Below are 20,150 nucleotides of genomic sequence, written 5' to 3' on the forward strand. Positions count from 1 at the left end.
AGGAACCCCCGCCATGCAACTGCACGGTATCCATCACCTGACCGCCGTCTCGGCCGATGCCCGGGGCAACCACGCCTTCTACACCGGCCCCATGGGCATGCGGCTGGTGAAGAAGACGGTCAACCAGGACGACACCAGCGCCTACCACCTGTTCTATGCCGATGGCGAGGCGAGCCCCGGCACCGACCTCACCTTCTTCGACTGGCCGGTGGAGCGCGAGCGGCGCGGCACCGCCAGCGTCACCCGCACCGGGCTTCGGGTGGCAGGCGAGGCGGCCCTGGCCTGGTGGGCGGAGCGCCTGGCGGGGAACGGCGTGACCCCCGGCCCGCTGCGCGAGATCGACGGCCGCCTGCAACTCGATTTCGAGGATTTCGAGGGCCAGCGCCTGGCGCTGGTCGATGATGGCGGCGCCGGCGAGGCCCACCCCTGGGCGCGCAGCCCGGTGCCGGCGGAGATGCAGATCCGCGGCCTCGGCCCGATCACCATGAGCGTGGCCGACCTCGCCCATTCCGAGGCGTTCGCCACGGAGGTGATGGGCATGCGCCGCGTCCGCACCTACCAGTCTGACGACGCCGCCCCGGTGACGGTGCATGTCTTCGCGATGGGCGAGGGCGGCCCGGCGGCCGAGCTGCACATGCGGGAGGAGCCGAACCTGCCCCGCGCCCGCCAGGGTGCCGGCGCCGTGCACCATGTGGCCTTCCGCATCCCCGATGCCGATTACGGCGCCTGGGTGGACCGCTTCGACCGCTACCGCCTGCCCTCCAGCGGCCCGGTGGACCGCTACTACTTCCGCAGCCTCTACATCCGCGAGCCGGGCGGCATCCTCTACGAGATCGCGACCGACGGCCCCGGCTTCGACGCGGACGAGCCGAAGGAATCGCTCGGCGAGCGCCTGGCCCTGCCGCCCTTCCTGGAGCCGCGGCGCGCCGCCATCGAGCGGGGGCTGAAGCCGCTTTGAGCTGGCTGTCGCGCGGCACCGGCACGCATGCCGGCCTGCCCGTCGCCCTGGAGGGGGCGCCGCTGCACAGGGCCCGCGCGGCGGTGGTGCTGCTGCATGGCCGGGCGGGCAACCCATACGCCATCCTGCGCCACGCGCGGGTGCTGGGCCAGCCGGACCTCGCCCTGCTGGCGCCGCAGGCGGAGGGGCGCAGCTGGTATCCCGCCCGCTTCGTCCGCCCCCTGGCGGAGAATGCGGCGCATCTGGACTCCGCCTTCTCCGTGGTGGATGGGCTGATCGCCGCGGCCGGCCTGCCCCCGGAGCGTGTGGCGCTGATGGGCTTCTCGCAGGGCGCCTGCGTCTCGCTGGAATATGTGGTGCGGCGCCGCCCGCGGCTGGGCGCCGTGATCGCGCTGAGCGGCGGGCTGATGGGTGCGGCGCCGCCCGACCCGGCGCCGGAGCCCGGCCTGGCCGGCCTGCCGGTGCTGCTCGCCGGCGGCAGGGAGGACCGGCAGATCCCGCTCGCCCGCGTGCTGGAGACGGAGGATGCGCTGGGCCGCCTCGGCGCCGACGTGACCCTGCATCTCCGGGATGGCGACCTGCACGGCGTGACGGAGGCGGAGCGCCGCCTCGCCGCCATCCTGCTGGCCCGACTGGGCACGGCGCCGGCTGGCGCCTAGCGCGGCGGAGCGCCTGAGGGCGGGGGCCGGGTTGGGCCCCGGCCATCAGCCGCCGAAGCGGTCGGACCAGGCGGGCTGCGCCCCCGCCCAGGGCAGCGCCGTGGCGGCATGCACGCCGCGCGCGATGGCCCGCGCCATCACCTGCGTCGCCAGATGGCCGAGCGCGGTGAGGTCGGCGCCCGGCTTCGCGCCCGTGGCGGCGGCGAAAATCGTGTCGCCGTCATTGGGGGCATGCGCCGGCAGCACGGCGCGCGCCAGCCCGTCATCGGCCATGATGGCGAGGCGCTTCGCCTGCGCCTTGCTCAGCGCCGCGTCGGTGACGACCAGGCCGATGGTGGTGGCGCTGGGCGCGCCGCCCTTCAGCCGGGGGGCGAGATCCGCCGGCATGAAGCGCGGCGGCAGGCCCAGGCCGCCGAACTCCGCCCCCTGCTCGAAGGGCGCGGCCCAGAAATGCGGCCCGTCCCCCACCAGCGGCGAGCCGACCGCGTTGACCGCCACGATGGCCGCGACCCGGTGCCCGCTGGCGGTGACGCCGCTGGCCGAGCCCAGCCCGCCCTTCACCGTGGCGGTGGTGGCGCCCGTGCCGGCGCCGACGCTGCCCAGCGCGAAGGCCCCCGGCGCCGCGTCGCGCGCCGCCGCGTAGCCCAGCTCGCGATAGGGCGGGAAGCGGCCCCAATCCTTGTCCCCGCCATTCAGCAGGTCGAACAGGATGGCCTGGGGTGCCAGCGGAATGGGCATCCTGGCGAAAACCTGGCCGCGCCCCTGCTCGCGCAGCCAGGCCTGCACCCCGCCCCCCGCGTCCAGCCCGAAGGTGGAGCCGCCGGAGAGCACGATGGCGTCCACCCGGTCGAGCGTGGCGTCGCTGTCGAGCAGGGCGGTGTCCCGCGTGCCGGGGGCGCCGCCGCTGATTCGCACGGCGGCGACCGCCGGGGTATCGAACAGCACCACCGTGACGCCCGAGCCGAGCCGCAGGTCGGTGGCATGGCCGACGGCGAGGCCGGGGATGTCGGTCAGCAGGTTCAGGGCCGGGGCGGTCATGCCGGCATGATGCCGCCGGCCACGCCGCTTGCAAACCGGCACGGCAATTGCGAGACCCGGCGGCCATGGCCGGCGCCGGCCGCGCCGCCCTCGACGCGGGCGGCCGGCACGGGCAATTTACGGCCCGGAGGTTCCACCGCATGCTTCTGCCCGCTCCCCGCACCCTGCTGTTCCGCACCGCGATCGGCGCGGCCTTCCTGCTGATGCTGGCGCCGGTCGCGATGGTGATGGTCATCAGCGTGTTCCGGCAGGAGATCGTCAGCTTCCCGCCGCCCGGCCTGACGCTGGAATGGTACGTGAACGCCTGGGCGCGGCAGGAATTCGCGCGCGGCTTCGTCACCAGCCTGCAGGTGGCGCTGCTGGCCACGGCCATCGGCGTGCCGCTGGGCACGGCGGCGGCGCTGGCCCTGCAGCGCAGCGCCATCCGCGGCAAGGGCGCGCTGAACACGCTGCTGCTGGGGCCGCTGGCCGTGCCCGGCGTGGTGGCGGGCACCGCGCTCTACATGTTCTACCTGCGCGCCGAGTTCTGGCTGGACCGGGACCTGACGGCGACGCTGGAGGGGCTGGTCGCCGCGCATGTGCTGCTGACCATTCCCTGGACGGTGCGGCTGGTCTCGGCCAGCCTGCAGGGGCTGGACCGCGCGGCGGAGGAGGCGGCGGCCAATCTCGGCGCCCGGCCGCTCACCGTGTTCCGCCGCGTGACGCTGCCCATGCTGCGCCCCGGCATCGTCGCCGCCGCGCTGTTCTCCTTCATCCAGAGCTTCGAGAATCTGGAGCTGACGCTGCTGCTGGTGGGGCCGGGGCGCACCACCCTGCCGGTGGCCATGCTGAGCTACCTGGAATTCCGCATCGACCCGACGCTCGCCGCCGTCGCCACGGTGCAGATCGTGCTGGTGGCCGGGCTGATGCTCATCACCGACCGCTTCGTGAAACTGTCGAGGGTTGTCTGACCGTGCCACACCGGACTGAGGACGAGAGCTGATGGGCAGCCTGGTGCTGGAGGCGCTGAGCAAGCGCTATGGCTCCTCCACCGCGGTGGAGCGGGTCGACCTGGAGGTGACGCAGGGCGAGATGGTGGCGCTGCTCGGCCCCTCCGGCTGCGGCAAGACCACCACGCTGCGCATGGTGGCGGGCTTCATCCCGCCCACCGCCGGCCGCGTCATCATCGGCGGCCAGGACGTGACGCACACGCCGCCCTATGCACGCGACACGGGCATGGTGTTCCAGTCCTACGCGCTGTTCCCGCATATGAGCGTGGCGCAGAACGTCGCCTTCGGGCTGGAGATGCGGAAGGTCGGCCGCGCCGAGCGCGACGCCCGCGTGATGGAGGCGCTGCGCCTGGTGCGGCTCGACCATCTGGCGGACCGGCTGCCGCGCCAGCTTTCGGGCGGCCAGCAGCAGCGCGTGGCGCTGGCCCGCGCCCTGGTGGTGAACCCGGCCGTGTTCCTGCTCGACGAGCCGCTCTCCAACCTCGACGCCAAGCTGCGCGGCGAGGTGCGGATGGAGATCCGTGCGCTGCAGCAGCGCCTGGGCCTGACCACCCTGATCGTGACGCACGACCAGGAGGAGGCGCTGACCATGGCCGACCGGCTGGTGGTGATGGAGCGCGGCCGGGTGCGGCAGGTGGGCACCGCCGAGGAGCTCTACGAGCACCCGGCCGACCCCTTCGTGGCCGGCTTCGTCGGCCGCTGCAACCTGATCCCCGGGCGGCTGGAGGCGGCGGACGCCTTCCGCGCCGAGAGCGGCGCGCTGCTCCATTGCGACAGCGGTGCCGCCCCCGGCCCCGCCCCCACCGGCGCGGCGCTGCTGGCGCTGCGGCCGGAGCGGATCGGGCTGACGCCGGACCCGGCGGGGCGCGCGCGCATCACCGCCGTCACCTATCTCGGCGCGCAGACCGAGTACCATGTGGAGCAGGACGGCACGGCGCTGCTGGTGGCCCGCCCGACCGCGCCGCTCGGCGACCCGCTGCGGCGGCTTGCGGTGGGGGATGCGGTGGTGCTCAGCTGGGATGCCGCCGCCGCGCGGCTGCTGCCCGCCGAATGACGACGACGATGCCCAGGAACAACGGGAGACAAGGCATGACGACAACCCGCCGCGCGGCGCTGACCGGCAGCGCCGCCGCCCTCGCATCCCTCACCGCCGGCCTGCCCGGCCTGGCCCGCGCCCAGTCGAAGCAGGTGGTGGTCGGCACCTGGGGCGGCGACTATGGCGAGCTGCTGCGCCAGAACATCGACCAGCCCCTGGTGGTGCCGCAGGGCATCGAGGTGCTGCAGGACATCGCGGTGGCCGACCCGCGCAAGACCAAGCTGCTGGCCGAGCGCCAGGCCCGCCGCGGCACCTACGACATCGCCTGCCTGTCGGACACCGACATGCACATGGTGGCGGCGCAGAACGTGTTCGAGCCGCTGGAGATGGGCAAGCTGAAGCGCGGCTCCGCCATCCTGCCGGCGCTGGCCAAGCCCTATGCGGTGCCGCACATCTATTCGGCGCTGGTGCTGCTCTACAACCCGAGCAAGGTGACCACGCCGCCCACCGGCTTCGCCGACATGTGGGACCCGAAGTACCGCGGCCGCGTCGGCTTCTCGGACATCCTCTACAGCACCAACACCTTCTCCGCCGCCATGGCCGGCGGCGGCAGCTTCAGCGACTACGAGCCCGCCAAGAAGAAGCTGATGGAGATGCGCTCGCTCGATGCCCGCATCTACCCCTCGAACGAGGCGCTGGCCGGCGCCCTGAAGTCCGAGGAGGTGTGGCTGACGCCGATGTGGCTGGCGCGCGGCTTCATGTGGCAGAAGGCCGGCATCCCGGTGAAGCATGTGGTGCCGAAGGAGGGCGCCTACGCCATCGTCTTCGAGGCGGCGATCCCGAAGAACAGCCGCAACAAGGACAACGCCTACACCTATCTGGACGCGATGCTGCAGCCCTCCGCCCAGGCCGCCTTCGCCGACCGCATGGGCTACCTGCCCACGGTGAAGGACGCGCCGCTGCCGGCCGCGATCGCCCAGCAGATCAGCCTTAGCGAGGCCGAGCAGGAGCGCCTGCGCGCGCCGGACTACGACTACCTGCTGAAGTCGCACAGCGAGATCCTGGATTTCTGGAACAAGCAGTTCAAGGCGTAACCGATGGCCGCGCTCGTCCTTCCCGCCGGGTTGCTGGTGGTCATGCTGCTGGTGGCGCCGATGGCGCTGCTGGCGCGCATCTCGCTCAACCGCTTCAGCCCGACCGAACTGATGGTGGAGGCGACGACCGCGGAGAACTACTGGCGCGCGGTGCAGGACCCCTACTACCAGCAGGTGCTCGGCACCACGCTGGGCGTGGCGCTGGGCTGCACCGTGCTGGCCCTCGCCCTCGGCTTCCCCGCCGCCTACTGGCTGGCGCGGATGGAAAGCCGCTGGAAGAGCCTCGCCACCATCCTCGTGCTGTTCCCGCTGCTGGTGGGCAACGTCGTCCGCTCGGCCGGGTGGATGGCGCTGCTCGGCAATGAGGGCGCCATCAACGCGGCGCTGATGGGGGCCGGCATCACCGGCGGGCCGCTGCCGCTGCTCTACAATGGCGGCGCGGTGGTGGTGGGCATCGTCGCCGTGGTGCTGCCCTACATGATCCTGACGCTGGCCGCCGTCATCGAGGGCATCCCGCGCCAGGCGGAGGAGGCGGCGGCCAATCTCGGCGGCCGGCCGATGACGGTGTTCCGCCGCGTCGTGCTGCCGCTGGCGCTGCCGGGCGTGGTGGCGGGCTCGGTGCTGGTGTTCATCCTGTGCATGAACGCCTACGCCACGCCCGTGCTGCTCGGCGGGCCGCAGTTCAAGATGATGGCGCCCGCCGTCTACGACCAGTTCGTGCGCGGCAACAACTGGCCCTTCGGCGCGGCGCTGGCCTTCATCCTGCTCGCGGTGACCCTGGTGCTGACGGTGGTCGGCAGCACCCTGCTCGGCCGCCGCTACCGCGCGGCGTGACGCCCACAGCCTGGAAGGAAACGCCAACCATGGCGGAGATGACGAATGTCGGTGAGGAAATCACCGGGCGCAACCTGAAGATGGGCATGCCGCCGGTCCCGGCGGCGACGTCGCGCGACCGCGGGCAGGGGCCCTATGGACGGCTCGTGCTGCGCGGCGCCACCATCATCGACGGCACCGGCGCGCCACCCTGGGGGCCGGCCGACATCGTCATCGAGCGCGACCGCATCGCCGCCATCGTCGCGGTCGGCGTGCCGGGCAAGCCGATCAGCCCCTCCCGCCGCCCGCCCGAGGGCGAGGTGGAGATCGACTGCCACGGCAAGTTCGTGACGCCGGGCATGATCGACTGCCACACCCACACCGGCGTGCCCTACCACGCGCTGCACGGCACGCCGGCGCCGGCGGACTACGTGTACAAGCTGTGGCTGGCGCATGGCGTCACCACCATCCGCGAGATGGGCAGCTTCAGCGGGCTCGGCTGGATGCTGGAGCAGAAGGCGGCCTCGGCGGCCAACCGCATCGCCGCGCCCAACATCGTCGCGCATTCCTACTTCCCCGCCGTCAACGACATGCTCAAGACCATCCACACGCCGGAGGAGGGGCGCGCCTGGCTGCGCCGCCTGGCCGAGCGTGGCGCGGATGGCGTGAAGTTCTTCGGCGCGCCGCCCGCGATTATGAAGGCGGCGCTGGAGGAGTGCCGCAGCCTCGGCCTGCGCAGCGGCTGCCACCATGCCCAACAGGCGGTGACGCGGATGAACGCGCTGACCACCGCCGAATGGGGCCTGACCAGCGCCGAGCACTATTACGGCCTGCCCGAGGCGCTCTACGACAACCGCATCGTCCAGAGCTACCCGAGCGGCTACAACTACAACGACGAATATTTCCGCTTCTCCTCCGCCGGCCAGACCTTCCAGCAGGCGGCCGAGCCCGGCAGCGCCAAGTGGAACGCGGTGATGCAGCGGTTCCTCGACCTCGACTTCACCTTCGTCCCCACCATGACGATCTACGACGCCAACCGCGATGTCATGCGCACCCGCCGCGCCGACTGGCACGATTCCTACACCTGGCCCAGCATGTGGCGCTTCTTCCAGCCCGCGCGCGGCGGCCACGGCTCCTACTGGTTCCGCTGGACCATCGGCAACGAGGTGGACTGGAAGACCCACTACAAGCTCTGGATGGCCTTCCTCAACGAGTACAAGAACCGTGGCGGGCGGGTCTGCACCGGCAGCGATTCCGGCTTCATCTTCCAGACCTTCGGCTTCGGCTATGTGCGGGAACTGGAGCTGCTGCAGGAGGCGGGCTTCAACCCGCTGGAGGTGCTGCGCTCGGCCACGCTGCAGGGCGCCGAGCTGCTCGGCATCGATGGCGAGACGGGCAGCGTCGAGGTCGGCAAGCGCGCCGACCTGCTGGTGCTGGACGAGAACCCGCTGGAGGACTTCAAGCTGCTCTACGGCACCGGCGCGCTGCGGCTGAACGACGCGACCGGCCAGCCCGAATGGCGCCAGGCGCTGCGCCACACCATCCGCGCCGGTCTGGTGCTGGACGTGCCGGAGCTGCTGGCCGATCTGCGCCGCATGGTGGCCGACCAGAAGGCGGTGGAGGCGGAGGCGGCGAAGGCGCCCACGCCCGCATGAGGGAGGCGGAGGACGCGCCGGCGGAGTTCATCCTGCTCGCCGGCTTCCTCGGCAGCGGCAAGACCACGCTGCTGACCGAGTGGCTGCGCCTGCCGGAGGCGGCGGACACGGCGGTGATCGTCAACGAGGCGGGGCAGATCGACGTCGATGGCGCGGTGATCGCGGCGGAGGGCACGCTGCCGCTGGCGCTGCTGAGCAATGGCTGCGTCTGCTGCTCGCTGACCAACGACCTCGTCTTCACCGTGGAGAACCTGCTGCGCCAGCGGCAGGAGGCGGGGGGCGCGCCCTTCCGCCGCATCATCCTGGAATGCAGCGGCCTGTCGAGGCCGGGGCCGATCCTGCGCTCGCTGGGGCCGCTCGCACCGCACGGGCTGCGGGTGCGGGTGGTGGCCACCTGCGACGCCGCCCAGGCCGCCGAGCGCGCCGCGCATTTCGAGGAGTTCGCCGCCCAGATCGCCGCCGCCGACACGGTGGTCTTCACCAAGCTGGACCAGACTGCGCCCGAGGCCGCCCTGGCCCTGGTGGAATCGATCAACCCGCTGGCCACGACCGTTCTGGAAGCGGACTGCGCGCGCCGGGCGCTGGCCGCCTTCACCGCCCCGCCCGGCCGCCCTTCCGCCCTGCCGGAGGGGGAGGCGGGCGCGCATCCCCGCGTCTCGGTGCTGCTGGCAAGGTTCACATCCGAGGCGAGCTGGGAGGACCGGATGGACTGGCTGGAGAACCTCGCCGCCTTCGCCGGGGACCGGCTGCTGCGGGTGAAGGGCTTCCTGCACCCGCCCGAGCAGCTCGGCTTGGCCGTGCTGGTGCAGGGCGTCGGCACGCTGTTCAGCCCGATGGTGCCGATGCCGCGCGGCCCGCGCACGCCCGAGGCGCTGGTGGTGATCCTGCGCGACCTGGAGCTGGAGGCGGTGCGGCAGATGACGCCCGATGCCCCTGCCTGGATCAGCCGCCTTTCCGGCAACCGCCTGCACTGCGCCGGCACGGACTGAACTTGCAGAAAAAAGATGGGGGTCTGGGGGAATTCCTTCCCCCAGCCTGCCTCAGGCCGCCTGCCGCACTTCCTGGAAGCTGCGCGCGAAATCCTGGCGCTCAGCCTCCGTCATATGCAGCCCGCGCTTGGTGCGGCGCCACAGGGCGTCCTCGGGCGTGCGCACCCATTCCTGGCGCACCATCCAGTCCAGCTCGCGCTCGGTGATGCCGCCGCCGAGGTCGCGGCCGAGGTCGGCGGCGCTTCGCGCCTGCCCCAGTACGGCATCCAGCTCGCCACCATAGCAGTGGAACAGCCGACGGAGCTGTGCCGCCGGCAGGAACGGGTAGCGCCGCGCCGCCTCGGCCAGGAACTCGGCGCTGGAGCGGCCGCCGAGGTCGCCGCCCGGCAGGGTGGCGCCCGCCGTCCAGGCCGCCCCCGCATGGCCGAGCGCCGTGGCGATCTGCCCCGCCGCATCCTCGGCGAGGCGGCGGTAGGTGGTGATCTTGCCACCGAAGACGGAGAGCAGCGGCGCGCCGTCCGTGTTCATCTTGAGCACGTAGTCGCGCGTCACGGCGGAGGGGTTCTCGGCGCCGTCATCATGCAGCGGCCGCACGCCCGAGTAGCTCCAGACGATGTCCGAGGGCGAGACGGGGCGGCGGAACTGGCGGGAGACGGCGCGGCAGAGATAGGCGGCCTCCTCCGGCGTGCAGCGCGGCGCGCCGGCATCGGCGTCGTGCGGCACGTCGGTGGTGCCGATCAGGGTGAAGCGGCCCTCGTAGGGGATGACGAAGACCACGCGGCGGTCGTCATTCTGCAGGATGTAGGCCTGGTCGCCCTCGTAGAGCGCGGGCACCACGATGTGGCTGCCGCGCACGAGGCGGATGCGGTCCTTCGCCGCCACGCCCGTCTCGCCCAGCGCCTGCATCACCCACGGCCCGGCCGCGTTGGCGATGGCACGGGCGCGCACGGTGCGTACCTCGCCGCCCTCCTCGCGCAGCGTGGCGGTCCAGCCCTGGGCATCGCGCTTCGCGCCGGTGAAGGCGGTGCGCACCAGGATGGTGGCGCCGCGCGCCGCAGCGTCCCGCGCGTTGAGGATGACGAGGCGCGCATCCTCCACCCAGGCATCGGAATAGGCGAAGCCGTGGCGGGACTCACCGTTCAGCGGCGCGCCCCAGGGATGGGTTCGGAAATCCAGCGCCTCGCTCGCCGGCAGGGTCACGCGCCGGGCGAGGTTGTCGTAGAGGAAGAGGCCGGCGCGCAGCATCCAGCGCGGGCGCATCCCCGCGAGGTGCGGCAGCACGAAGCGCATCGGCCAGACGATGTGCGGGGCGAGGCGCAGCAGCACCTCGCGCTCGCCCAGCGCCTCGCGCACCAGGCGGAACTCGTAGTGCTCCAGGTAGCGCAGGCCGCCATGCACAAGCTTGGAGGAGGCGGAGGAGGTGGCGCCGCCCAGGTCGCCGCGCTCGGCGAGCAGGACGGAGAGCCCCCGCCCCGCCGCGTCGCGCGCGATGCCGGCGCCATTGGCGCCGCCGCCGATCACCAGCAGATCGACATGGTCGGTGGTCATCAGAGAAGCCTCGAACGGAGACGGGTGACGATGATCTCGGCGATCAGCACCACGGCCAGGATCGCCAGCAGCACGGTGGAGACGCGGTCCCACTGGAAGAAGTTGATGGCGTCGTCCAGCACCAGGCCGATGCCGCCGGCGCCGACCAGCCCCAGCACGGCGCTCTCGCGCACGTTGATGTCCCAGCGGAACAGGGCGATGCCCCAGAAGGCCGGCTGCACCTGGGGCCAGACGCCCTTCAGCATCTCGGCGCCCCAGGAGGCACCGGCGGCGCGCAGCGCCTCGCGCGGGCCGTGGTTGGTCTCCTCCAGCGCCTCGGAGAGCAGCTTGCCGACGAAGCCCACCGAGCGGAAGGCGATGGCGAAGACGCCCGCCGCCGCGCCGGGGCCGAAGATGGCGACGAAGAGCAGCGCCCAGACCAGGGAGTTGACCGAGCGCGAGGCCACCAGGCTGAACTGCGCCACCACGTTGAGCGGCTTGATCGGGCAGATGTTGCGCGCCGCCATCAGCGCCAGCGGCACGGCGAGGATGAAGCAGAACAGCGTGCCGAGAGTCGCGATGTGCAGCGTCTCGATCAGCGCGTTGTGCACCTCGGGGTAGTAGTGCGCGACATTGGGCGGCCACATGCGGATCAGCAGGTCGGCCATCTGCTCCGGCGCGTCGGCCAGGAACTCGGGGATGATGTCGATGCTGCGCACCGCCCAGACGATGGCGGCGACGCAGACCAGCCACACCGCGAAGCGCGAGAGCCGCTGGCCCGGTGTGTGGCGCGTCCATTCACGCCGCAGCGGCGCCATCGGGTCGCCGAAGGAGGGGGAGGTCATGCTGTTCATCGCAGGGCGGCCCGGACGCGGCCGGAGATGATCTCGGCCAGGAAGATGAGGGCGATGATGGAGAGCAGGATGGCGGCGACGAAGTCGTAGTCGAAGCGCTTGAACGCCGCGAACAGCGTGCCGCCGATGCCGCCCGCGCCGACGATGCCGACCAGGGTGGAGTTCCGCAGGTTGCTGTCGAGCTGGTAGAGGCAGAAGCCGATGAAGCGTGAGGCCACCTGCGGCAGCACCGCATAGGCCAGCACCTTCATCACGCCGGCGCCCGTGGCGCGGATCGCCTCCACCTGCTTCATCGAGATCTCCTCGATCGCCTCGGCGAAGAGCTTGGCGATGAAGCCGACCGAGGCCACCACCAGCGCCGCCGTGCCGGCCAGCGCGCCGAAGCCGATCGCCTTGACGAAGAGGATGGCGACGATGACGTAGTGCAGCGAGCGGCAGACGGCGATCACCGCGCGCACCGGCCCCGAGATCCACCAGGGCGAGAGGTTGCGCGCCGCCAGCACGCCGAGTGGCAGCGAGATGGCGATGCCGATGGCCGAGGCCAGCACCGCGATCTGCAGGCTCTCCAGCATGCCTTCCAGCAGCAGGCCCCAGCGCTCGAAATTGGGCGGCACCATGCGGGCGAGCAGCCGCCCGCCCTCGCCGAGGCCGTGCCCCAGCCGGTCCCAGCTCAGCCCGAGGCGGGAGCTGGCCCAGACGGCGTAGGCCGCGATCGCCAGCAGCGCCAGCCGCATCGGCCAGTTGGGTGCGAAGGCGACGCGCCGCACCGCCTCCGGCGAGGGATGCGTGGCGCTCACAGCCAATCCTCGCCGCCATAGATGGCCTGCAGGTGGTGGGTCTGCAGGGCCTCCGGCGGGCCGTCGAAGATCACGCTGCCGCCGGCCATGCCGACGATGCGGCGGGCGTAGCGCTTGGCGAGATCGACGTTGTGGATGTTGATGATGACCGGCACGTTCTCCGCCGCCGTCAGCTTCGCCAGCAGCTCCAGCACCTCGACCGCGGTGCGCGGGTCGAGCGAGGAGGTGGGCTCGTCGGCGAGCAGGATCTCGGGGCGCTGCATCAGCGCGCGGGCGATGCCCACGCGCTGGCGCTGGCCGCCCGAGAGCGCGTCGGCGCGGCGGGTGGCGTGCTCGGGCAGGCCCACCGCGTCCAGCAGCATGAAGGCGCGCTGGATGTCGGCCTCCGGGTACTTGCGCAGCCAGGCGCGCCAGAACGGCACGTAGCCGAGCCTTCCGCTCAGCACGTTCTCCATCACCGTCAGGCGCTCCACCAGGTTGTATTCCTGGAACACCATGCCGATGCGCCGCCGCGCCAGCCGCAGGTCCTTGCCGCGCAGCCCGGTCAGCTCGGTGCCGCGCAGGCGGATCTCGCCCCGCGTCGGCTCGACCAGCCGGTTGATGCAGCGCAGCAGGGTGGACTTGCCGGTGCCGGAGGGGCCGATGATGGCGGTGATCCCCTCGGCCGCGACCGCGAGGTCGATGCCCTTCAGCACCGGCTTGCCGGCGGTGTACTCCTTGAACAGGCCCCGGATCTCCAGGGCATGCTCAAGGCGGGTTGCCGGCGGCGGCGCGGCGGTCAGCGTGGCGGACATGGCGTTGGCTTTCCGGCGCTCAGCGTGCCGCGGGGGCGGCACCCGTGGGCGCGACATGGGTGGGGGCGGCGGGCTGCTGCTGGGCGCGCTTGCGGGCCTCGGCCTCCAGCTCCTTGCGGGCCTCGGCGTCGAAGGCGGCGCGGTTGTAGGGCGCGTTCACCGCATCGGCCACGGCGCGCACCGGGGCCCACTGCTCGGCATAGGTGGCGGGCCAGAAGCGGTCATTGCCGCCGAGGTCCTTGGCCATCTGCTCGGGGAAGCGGTAGTCGAGGAAGCACTGGCGGATCTTCTGGGAAAGCTCCGGCTTCAGGTCGTGCGCCACGGCGAAGCCGCTGGTGGGGAAGGGCTGGCTCTCCCACAGGATGCGGAAGTTTTCGCGCTTCACCTGGCCGCGCGCCACCATGCGGGTCCAGACGTCGGAGGCCACGGGCGCCGCATCGTAGTCGCCGGCGTTGACGCCCATCACGCTGCGGTCATGGCCGCCGGAATAGACCACCTGGTAATCGGTCTCCGGCGTCAGGCCGAGGCCGGGGAAGAAGGCGCGCGGCGCCAGGTTGCCGGAGTTGGAGGTGGCGGAGGTATGCGCCACGCGCTTGCCCTTGAGGTCGGCCAGCGTCCTGTAGGGGCTGTCCGCCTTCACCAGCATGACGACCTTGTAGCTCTCGAAGCCATCCGCGTTGCCCTTCACGGCGAAGGGCACGGCGCCGGCGAGGTTCACCGCGAAGGCGGTGGGGCCGGTGGAGAAGCCCGCCACGTGCAGCCGGCCGGAGCGCATCGCCTCCACCTGGGCGGCGTTCGAGGTCACCTGGAAGTACACGGCGCGCTTGCCGGTGCACTTGCCGAGGTATTCCAGGAAGGGGCGGAACTGGCTGGAATAGAGCGCCGGGTCCTCCACGGGGGTGTAGGTGAAGACGATGGTGGAGGGGTCGCGCAGCTTCGAGGCGTCGGCCGGGGTGTCGGCCACCATGTCGCGGTTGGCGTCGCAATAGCCTTCGTCGAGCGAGCCGCGGAAGGCGCAGGCGCCGTCCTGCGCCAGGGCGGGCGCCGCGCCGGGCAGGGCCCAGAGGGTGAGGGCGAGCGCGGTGCTCGCCAGGATCGTCTTCTTCATGCGGCCGTTTCCTCTCGCATCGCGCCACGCGCCTGGAGCAGCGCATCGGCGAATTCGGCAAAGCCCGCGCCGCCCTCGGCACGGGTGATGTAGGCCGGCGGCGTCGCCATGCCGGCCAGGAAGGGGGCGACATTCGCCACCCCCACGGAGAAAGGCACAGCGCCGAAGAGCGGCGCGTCATTGCCGCTGTCGCCCACGAAGGCCACGCTGTCGCGCAGCGCGGCGAAGGGGCGGAAGCGGGCGGCGAACAGCGCCTCGATGCCCGCGCGCTTGTCCCAGCCGCCGATCCAGGCATTGACGTGGATGGAGGAGACCTTGGCCTCGGCGCCGCCGTCCAGGAACACCTGCGCGATGCGCCGCGCGGCGCCGAGGTCGAGCGGACCGGCATCCTCGCAGAAATCCACCGCCACATCGAAGAGGCGGAAGGGCTGGTCGGCGGCGATGGCGGCGCCCGGCACGGCGGCCATGGCCGCATCGGCCAGCGCCATCAGCCGCGCGTGGTTGGCCAGGCGCTCCGCCTCGGTCTGGGCCTGCCAGCGGAGCATCCGCCGCGCCTGGCGGTCCAGCGCGTACCACAGCGCGCCATTCTCCCCCACCACCGCGGCCACCGGCCAGTGCCGGGCGATGGCGTCGCACCACCCGGCCGGGCGGCCGGTGACGGGGATGACGGCGATGCCGGCGGCATCCAGCGCCTGCAACGCCGAATAGGCCTCGGCCGGCAGGCGGCCATCGGTGGTCAGGGTGTCGTCGATATCTGTCAGCACGTAGCGCAGCCCCGCCAGCCCTGTGGCGGGGGCGTCGCTGAGCGGCCGGGGAGGGGCGGATTCTTGTGTCATATATATGACACAACTGCCACGCTTCAATGTGGCAGGTCAAACAGGTTTTTCAGGAATCCGCGGCGATTGTGAGGTGAGTCCCACATCGCCCCAGCGCCGCCTCCAGCGCCGCCGGGGGCGGGGCCTCGGTGACCACGTCGGTCAGGCTTTCCAGCGGCGCCAGCACCTCCAGGAAGGCGCGGCCGAACTTGGAAGAGTCCACAAGCAGCAGCCGCCGCTCCGCCCGCTCCAGCATGGCGCGCTTGACCCAGGCGGCGCGGCTCTCCGCCTCGCACGGCCCTTCCTCGGTGAGGCCGGAGGCGCCGATCACCGCCATGTCCACGTTGAAGCGGCGCAGGAAGGCGTGGGTCTCGGCGCCGTAGAGGCCGCGCTCCACCACGCTCAGCTCCCCCGGCGCCACCAGCACGCGCAGCGCCTCGGAGGTGCCGGCGGCCAGCGCCGCGTCCAGGCTGTTGGTCAGCAGCGTGGCGCGCACGCCACGCGCGGCGAGGGCGCGGGCGAAATGCGTGGTGGTGCTGCCGGCATCCAGCATCACCACCGCCCCCTCCTCCACCAGCGCCGCCGCCTCGCGCCCGATGCGCGAGCGCTCGGCCACCAGCACGCGCTCGCGCTCGCCGAGGCCCGGCTGCACGGCGGGGTGCGAGGCGGAGGCGCCGCCATAGGTGCGGCGCACCATGCCGCGGGCGGAGAGCTCCTCCACATCGCGCCGCACCGTCTCGGCGGAGACGTTGAAGCCATCCGCCAGCGTGCTGATGCGGACGGTGGGGTCGGTCGCGAGCGCCTCGAGAATCGCCGCGTGACGGGCGGCTTTCCCGAGCGCATCCTTGCTGCGTCTGGCCATGCCCCCACCCTGCCACAGCGCTGCGCGCCCGCAAGGGTGGCGCGCCGGGGCGCGGTTTGCCTGCCGGTGCTTCTCGGGTAAAGGAATCCGCACCGTACCGGAGGGAATTCCCGCATGCCGCTCGATCACACCGCCAAGGGTGTCTACCCGATCGCTCCCACCCCGTTCCATGCCGATGGCCAGGTGGACTACGCCTCGATCGACCGCATGACGGATTTCTACCGCTCGGTCGGCAGCACCGGCATGACGGTGCTGGGCGTGATGGGCGAGGCGCCGAAGCTCGACGGCGCCGAGGCGCTGGAGATCGCCCGCCGCTTCATCCGCCGCGCCGAGGGGCTGCCGGTGATCGTCGGCGTCTCCGCCCCCGGCTTCGCGGCGATGCGCGCCCTGGCCCGCAACGCGATGGAGGCCGGCGCCGCCGGCGTGATGATCGCGCCGCCCAACACGCTGCGCACGGACGACCAGATCACCACCTACTACCGCCAGGCCTCCGAGGCGATCGGCGAGGACGTGCCCTTCGTCATCCAGGACTTCCCGCAGACCTTCTCCGTGGTGATGACCAACGCCGTCATCCGCCGCATCGTGCAGGAGAACGCGGCCTGCGTGATGCTGAAGCACGAGGACTGGCCGGGCCTGGAGAAGATTTCCGCCCTGCGCGGCTTCCAGGCGGATGGCTCGATGCGCCCCATCTCCATCCTCTGCGGCAATGGCGGGCTGTTCCTCGACTTCGAGGTGGAGCGCGGCGCCGATGGCGCGATGACCGGCTACGCCTTCCCCGACATGCTGTGCGACGTGGTCCGGCTGCAGGCCGAAGGCCAGCGCGACGCGGCGCACGACCTGTTCGACGCCCACCTGCCGCTGCTGCGCTACGAGCAGCAGCAGGGCCCGACGGGTCTGGCCGTGCGCAAATACGTCATGGCGCGGCGCGGCATCATCGCCTCCGACGCGCAGCGCAAGCCGGGCGCCAGCCTGACCGCCACGGCGAAGGCCGAGGTGGAGTACCTGCTCGCCCGCGTGGCGCGCCACGATCCGCGCGCCGGCGCCCTGGGCTGAGCGGAGGGGGGGCCGTCCGATGAAGGTTTTCCTGACCCACACCGAGACGGCCTTCGCCAACTACTATGGCGAGCGCCCGCTGGCGGCGCTGCGCCGCCACGCCGAGGTGGTGCGCAACCCCACCGGCCGCGTGCTGCAGGGCGCCGCCCTGGCCGAGGCCGCGGCCGGCTGCCACGCCATCGTGGCCGACCGCGCCACGCCGGGCCTGGCCGAGACCTTCGCCGCCGCGCCCGACCTCGTGGCCTTCCTGCGCTGCGCGGTCGACATCAGCACCATCGACGTCGCCGCCGCCTCGGCGGCCGGGGTGCTGGTGACGCGGGCCACGCCGGGCTTCACCGATTCCGTGGCCGAGCTGGGCCTCGGGCTGATGATCGACCTGGCGCGCGGCGTCTCCACCGCCGTGCGGGCGGCGCGGGCCGGGCAGGCCATGGTGCCGGCCATGGGCACGCAGCTGCGCGGCGCCACGCTGGGGCTGGTGGGCTATGGCCGCATCGCGCAGCGGCTGGGGGCGCTGGCCCGGGCCTGCGGCATGCGGGTGCTGGCCAACGACCCCCATCCGCCGGCCACGGAGGATGTGACCTTCCTGGATCTGCCGGCGCTGCTGGCCGAGGCCGATTTCGTCGTCTGCCTCGCCCCCGCCACGCCGGAGACCCGCGACCTGATGGACGAGGCCGCCTTCGCGCGGATGCGGCGCGGTGCCTTCTTCATCAACCTGGCGCGCGGCGAGCTGGTGGACGAGGCCGCCCTGGCGGCGGCGCTGGAGCGCGGCCAGCTCGGCGGCGCCGCGCTCGATGTCGGCCGCGCGCCGGACCAGATGCCGAGCCCCGCCCTGGCCCACCGGCCGGATGTGGTGGCCACCCCGCATATCGGCGGCCTGACGCGCGCGGCCACCGAGCATCAGGCGATGGACACGGTGCGGCAGGTGGCCGCCCTCGCCGCCGGCACCCTGCCCGAAGGCACGGTGAACGCCGCCGAGGCGCGCCGCCTCAGCCGAAGCGGGCGATAGCCGCCTCGCTGGGGCTGAAGGCGGTCGGCGGCATGCTGTCGTCGCGCAGCACCCGCTCCGCCGGCAGGCTGATGCGGCAGGTCAGGACGTTGCCGGCTGTGCCCAGCTCGACCCCGCCGCCCAACTGCCGGCGGATGGTGCTTTCCACAAGCCGCAGCCCGAAGCCAGGCAGGGGCGGCCCGGCCAGGGCCGGGCCGCCATGCTCCGCCCAGAGCAGGGTCAGCCGGCCCTCCCGCACGAACCAGGACAGTTCCACCCGCCCGCCGTCGTGCGAGAGGGCGCCATGCCGGGCGGCATTGCTGGCCAGCTCGTGCAGCACCATCGCCAGGGGCTGCACGCTGTGCGCCGCGAGCGTCAGCGGCGGCCCCTGCCGCAGGACGCGCTTCCCCGCCTGGTAGGCGGCCAGGGTTTCGTGCAGCAGGGCATGCCACTCGCCGCCGCTCCAGCGCTCCCGCGCCAGCAGGGTGTGCGCCTTGGCCAGGGCACCGACCCGGCCGCGCACCGCCTCGGCGAAGTCGGCCGGGTCGTCGGCCCGGCTCATGCGCAGCAGCGACTGCACCACGGTCAGCACGTTGCGCGCGCGGTGGTCCACCTCGCTCACCAGCACCTGCTCGCGCTCGATCGCCTTCTGCGCGGCGGTGATGTCCATCACCACGCCGCTGAGCCGGGCCGGGCGGCCGCCGGCCTCGCGCTCCACCACCGCGCCCTGGCTGCGCAGCCAGCGCACCGTGCCTTCCGGGCGGAGGATGCGGAACTTCACGTCGTAGAGGTCGGGGCCATCCGGCGCCAGCGCGGCGGCGATGGTCGCGCGCAGGCGGGGCCGATCCTCGGGATGGGTTGCCGCCAGCAGGGCCGCGTGGTCCCCGAGGCTGCCGGGCGGGCGGCCATAGAGCGCCTCCCGCCCCGGGGAGCCGGTGAGGGTGTCGCCCGCCGCCTCCCATTCCCATGTGGCGATCCGGCCCGCCTTCAGGGCGCGCGCCAGCCGCGCCTCGCTCTCGGCCAGGGCGGCGGTCCGGCGTTGCAGCGCCTGGCTGGCCTCGGCCAGGGCGGCCCCCACATCGTTCAGCTCCCGCACCGGCAGGTTCGGCAGCCGCACCGCGCGGCCCTGGCCCAGCGCCTTCGCCGCCTCCGCCAGGGCCCGCACCGGCCGGGCGATCCGCCGGGCGAAGAGCAGCGCCAGCAGGACCGCCACCAGCGCCAGGAGCAGGAAGGCCGCACCCATGAAGGTCCTGGAGGGATACAGGGCGTCCTCCACCAGCCGCACCGGGGCCAGCACGCCCACCCGCCAGCCGAACAGCTCGGAAACGGCATAGCCCACCAGCACCCGCTCGCCGGTCAGGCTGCGGGTCTGCCAGAGGGTGGTCTGCTCATCCGCCAGCACCAGCGCGGCGTCGATCCGCTGGCCCTGGAACTCCTCCTGCCGTTCCGTGCGCGCCATCAGCCGCCCGTCCCTGTCGACCGCCACGGCGATCCAGCCCGGTGGCAGCCGGGCCTGCAGCAACTGCCGGCGCAGCCAGTCCGGGCTCATGTCAAGGCTCAGCGCCCGAAGCAGCCGGCCCCCCCGCGACACCGGCACGACCAGCCGCAGCGGCGCGCCTTCATCGGCCCGCACCTCCAGGAAGCCGGGCAGTGTCGGCCTGTCCCCGCCCGCCGCGGCCGTGCCGCGCGGGTCGGCGAAGTGGCCTGCCGGGTCGAGCAGGGTGACGCTGCCGTCCAGCAGGGTCTCGATGGCGCGCGCCTGGCGGGCGAATCCCTCCAGCATGGATGGCTCCGGCACGGCCTCGTCCAGTTCCGGCGAGGCGGCGAGCGCCTGCAGCGCGGCAATGCGGCTCGCCAGATCCCGCTCCAGCACGATGGTGATGGCCCGGGCGCGGTCATGCGCGGCGCGCCACAGGCGCTCCCGCTCGGCCTCGAACAGGCCGTGCAGCATCAACCCGGAGAGCAGCACGACCGGCACCAGCAGCACGAAGCACAGCAGGAACAGATAGAAGGCGAGGGAGCGCCTGGGGCGGCGCCCGACGGCGCCCGGTGCTGGCCGCCCCCGGCCCGGTCCTAAGGATGGATCGGGCAAGGGCATCTCCGGCAAAGCCGGGCCGGGCGATT

At 72.7% G+C, this 20,150-nt stretch carries 19 protein-coding genes; 10 read left to right on the plus strand and 9 right to left on the minus strand.

The window, feature by feature from the left end; translation table 11 throughout:
- Positions 1–13: 13 nt before the first annotated feature.
- Together ACZJYS_RS08545 and ACZJYS_RS08550 are read left to right on the plus strand one after the other, a co-directional pair.
- Complete coding sequence (locus ACZJYS_RS08545; protein WP_493177194.1) at positions 14–958, plus strand: ring-cleaving dioxygenase; 945 nt, start codon at positions 14–16, stop codon at positions 956–958.
- Entirely contained in the window at positions 955–1,617 is a 663-nt protein-coding gene (locus tag ACZJYS_RS08550; RefSeq protein WP_493177196.1) for an alpha/beta hydrolase, read from the plus strand. The genes ACZJYS_RS08545 and ACZJYS_RS08550 overlap by 4 nt, the downstream gene beginning before the upstream one ends.
- Positions 1,618–1,662: 45 nt before the next feature.
- Here ACZJYS_RS08550 and ACZJYS_RS08555 read toward each other — a convergent pair whose 3' ends face one another.
- Positions 1,663–2,655, minus strand: coding sequence for a P1 family peptidase (locus ACZJYS_RS08555; RefSeq protein WP_493177198.1), 993 nt, complete (start codon positions 2,653–2,655; stop codon positions 1,663–1,665).
- A gap of 140 nt (positions 2,656–2,795) precedes the next feature.
- Here ACZJYS_RS08555 and ACZJYS_RS08560 point away from each other — a divergent pair, with 140 nt between their 5' ends.
- From ACZJYS_RS08560 to ACZJYS_RS08585, 6 genes are read left to right on the plus strand one after another with little or no spacing between them, the layout of a single operon-like run.
- On the plus strand, positions 2,796–3,605 hold the full coding sequence (locus ACZJYS_RS08560) for an ABC transporter permease (protein ID WP_109517259.1): 810 nt from the start codon (positions 2,796–2,798) through the stop codon (positions 3,603–3,605).
- A 31-nt stretch (positions 3,606–3,636) separates the two neighbouring features.
- Positions 3,637–4,698, plus strand: coding sequence for an ABC transporter ATP-binding protein (locus ACZJYS_RS08565; protein WP_493177202.1), 1,062 nt, complete (start codon positions 3,637–3,639; stop codon positions 4,696–4,698).
- Between the two features lie 35 nt (positions 4,699–4,733).
- Complete coding sequence (locus ACZJYS_RS08570; protein ID WP_109517261.1) at positions 4,734–5,774, plus strand: ABC transporter substrate-binding protein; 1,041 nt, start codon at positions 4,734–4,736, stop codon at positions 5,772–5,774.
- A gap of 3 nt (positions 5,775–5,777) precedes the next feature.
- Positions 5,778–6,608 carry an ABC transporter permease gene (locus ACZJYS_RS08575; protein ID WP_109517262.1) on the plus strand — a complete coding sequence of 277 codons (831 nt, stop codon included), beginning with the start codon at positions 5,778–5,780 and terminating at the stop codon, positions 6,606–6,608.
- Positions 6,609–6,637: 29 nt separating this feature from the next.
- Complete coding sequence (locus tag ACZJYS_RS08580) at positions 6,638–8,242, plus strand: amidohydrolase family protein (protein ID WP_493177205.1); 1,605 nt, start codon at positions 6,638–6,640, stop codon at positions 8,240–8,242.
- Positions 8,239–9,231, plus strand: coding sequence for a CobW family GTP-binding protein (locus ACZJYS_RS08585; protein ID WP_493177207.1), 993 nt, complete (start codon positions 8,239–8,241; stop codon positions 9,229–9,231). The genes ACZJYS_RS08580 and ACZJYS_RS08585 overlap by 4 nt, the downstream gene beginning before the upstream one ends.
- A gap of 51 nt (positions 9,232–9,282) precedes the next feature.
- On the opposite strand, the gene glpD is transcribed toward ACZJYS_RS08585, so the two are convergent.
- From glpD to ACZJYS_RS08620, 7 genes are read right to left on the minus strand one after another with little or no spacing between them, the layout of a single operon-like run.
- On the minus strand, positions 9,283–10,779 hold the full coding sequence (gene glpD, locus ACZJYS_RS08590; protein ID WP_493177209.1) for a glycerol-3-phosphate dehydrogenase: 1,497 nt from the start codon (positions 10,777–10,779) through the stop codon (positions 9,283–9,285).
- Positions 10,779–11,603 carry a phosphonate ABC transporter, permease protein PhnE gene (gene phnE / locus ACZJYS_RS08595; RefSeq protein WP_379649002.1) on the minus strand — a complete coding sequence of 275 codons (825 nt, stop codon included), beginning with the start codon at positions 11,601–11,603 and terminating at the stop codon, positions 10,779–10,781. The genes glpD and phnE (ACZJYS_RS08595) overlap by 1 nt, the downstream gene beginning before the upstream one ends.
- A 5-nt stretch (positions 11,604–11,608) precedes the next feature.
- Positions 11,609–12,409: a phosphonate ABC transporter, permease protein PhnE gene (gene phnE / locus ACZJYS_RS08600; protein ID WP_493177212.1), complete on the minus strand. Its 801-nt coding sequence runs from the start codon at positions 12,407–12,409 to the stop codon at positions 11,609–11,611.
- The gene (phnC, locus tag ACZJYS_RS08605) at positions 12,406–13,203 is read right to left on the minus strand and encodes a phosphonate ABC transporter ATP-binding protein (protein ID WP_379640760.1); all 798 of its coding nucleotides are present in this window, start codon (positions 13,201–13,203) and stop codon (positions 12,406–12,408) included. The genes phnE (ACZJYS_RS08600) and phnC overlap by 4 nt, the downstream gene beginning before the upstream one ends.
- Before the next feature lie 19 nt (positions 13,204–13,222).
- Positions 13,223–14,311, minus strand: a complete 1,089-nt coding sequence (gene phnD / locus ACZJYS_RS08610) for a phosphate/phosphite/phosphonate ABC transporter substrate-binding protein (RefSeq protein WP_493177215.1) — start codon at positions 14,309–14,311, stop codon at positions 13,223–13,225.
- Positions 14,308–15,147 (minus strand): HAD-IIB family hydrolase, encoded by an 840-nt coding sequence (locus ACZJYS_RS08615; protein ID WP_493177217.1) that lies wholly within the window; start codon positions 15,145–15,147, stop codon positions 14,308–14,310. Before ACZJYS_RS08615 ends, phnD begins: the two co-directional genes overlap by 4 nt.
- A gap of 49 nt (positions 15,148–15,196) precedes the next feature.
- Positions 15,197–15,988: a DeoR/GlpR family DNA-binding transcription regulator gene (locus tag ACZJYS_RS08620; RefSeq protein WP_493177219.1), complete on the minus strand. Its 792-nt coding sequence runs from the start codon at positions 15,986–15,988 to the stop codon at positions 15,197–15,199.
- A 114-nt stretch (positions 15,989–16,102) separates the two neighbouring features.
- On the opposite strand from ACZJYS_RS08620, the gene ACZJYS_RS08625 reads away from it, so the two are divergent.
- Together ACZJYS_RS08625 and ACZJYS_RS08630 are read left to right on the plus strand one after the other, a co-directional pair.
- Positions 16,103–17,041 carry a dihydrodipicolinate synthase family protein gene (locus ACZJYS_RS08625; RefSeq protein WP_493177221.1) on the plus strand — a complete coding sequence of 313 codons (939 nt, stop codon included), beginning with the start codon at positions 16,103–16,105 and terminating at the stop codon, positions 17,039–17,041.
- Positions 17,042–17,060: 19 nt separating this feature from the next.
- Complete coding sequence (locus ACZJYS_RS08630; RefSeq protein ID WP_493177223.1) at positions 17,061–18,047, plus strand: NAD(P)-dependent oxidoreductase; 987 nt, start codon at positions 17,061–17,063, stop codon at positions 18,045–18,047.
- Here ACZJYS_RS08630 and ACZJYS_RS08635 read toward each other — a convergent pair.
- Positions 18,028–20,118 carry an HWE histidine kinase domain-containing protein gene (locus ACZJYS_RS08635; protein ID WP_379649008.1) on the minus strand — a complete coding sequence of 697 codons (2,091 nt, stop codon included), beginning with the start codon at positions 20,116–20,118 and terminating at the stop codon, positions 18,028–18,030. The two genes, ACZJYS_RS08630 and ACZJYS_RS08635, sit on opposite strands and share 20 nt — an antisense overlap.
- Between the last annotated feature and the right edge of the window lie 32 nt (positions 20,119–20,150).

Source organism: Roseomonas sp. TS2, assembly GCF_058833935.1.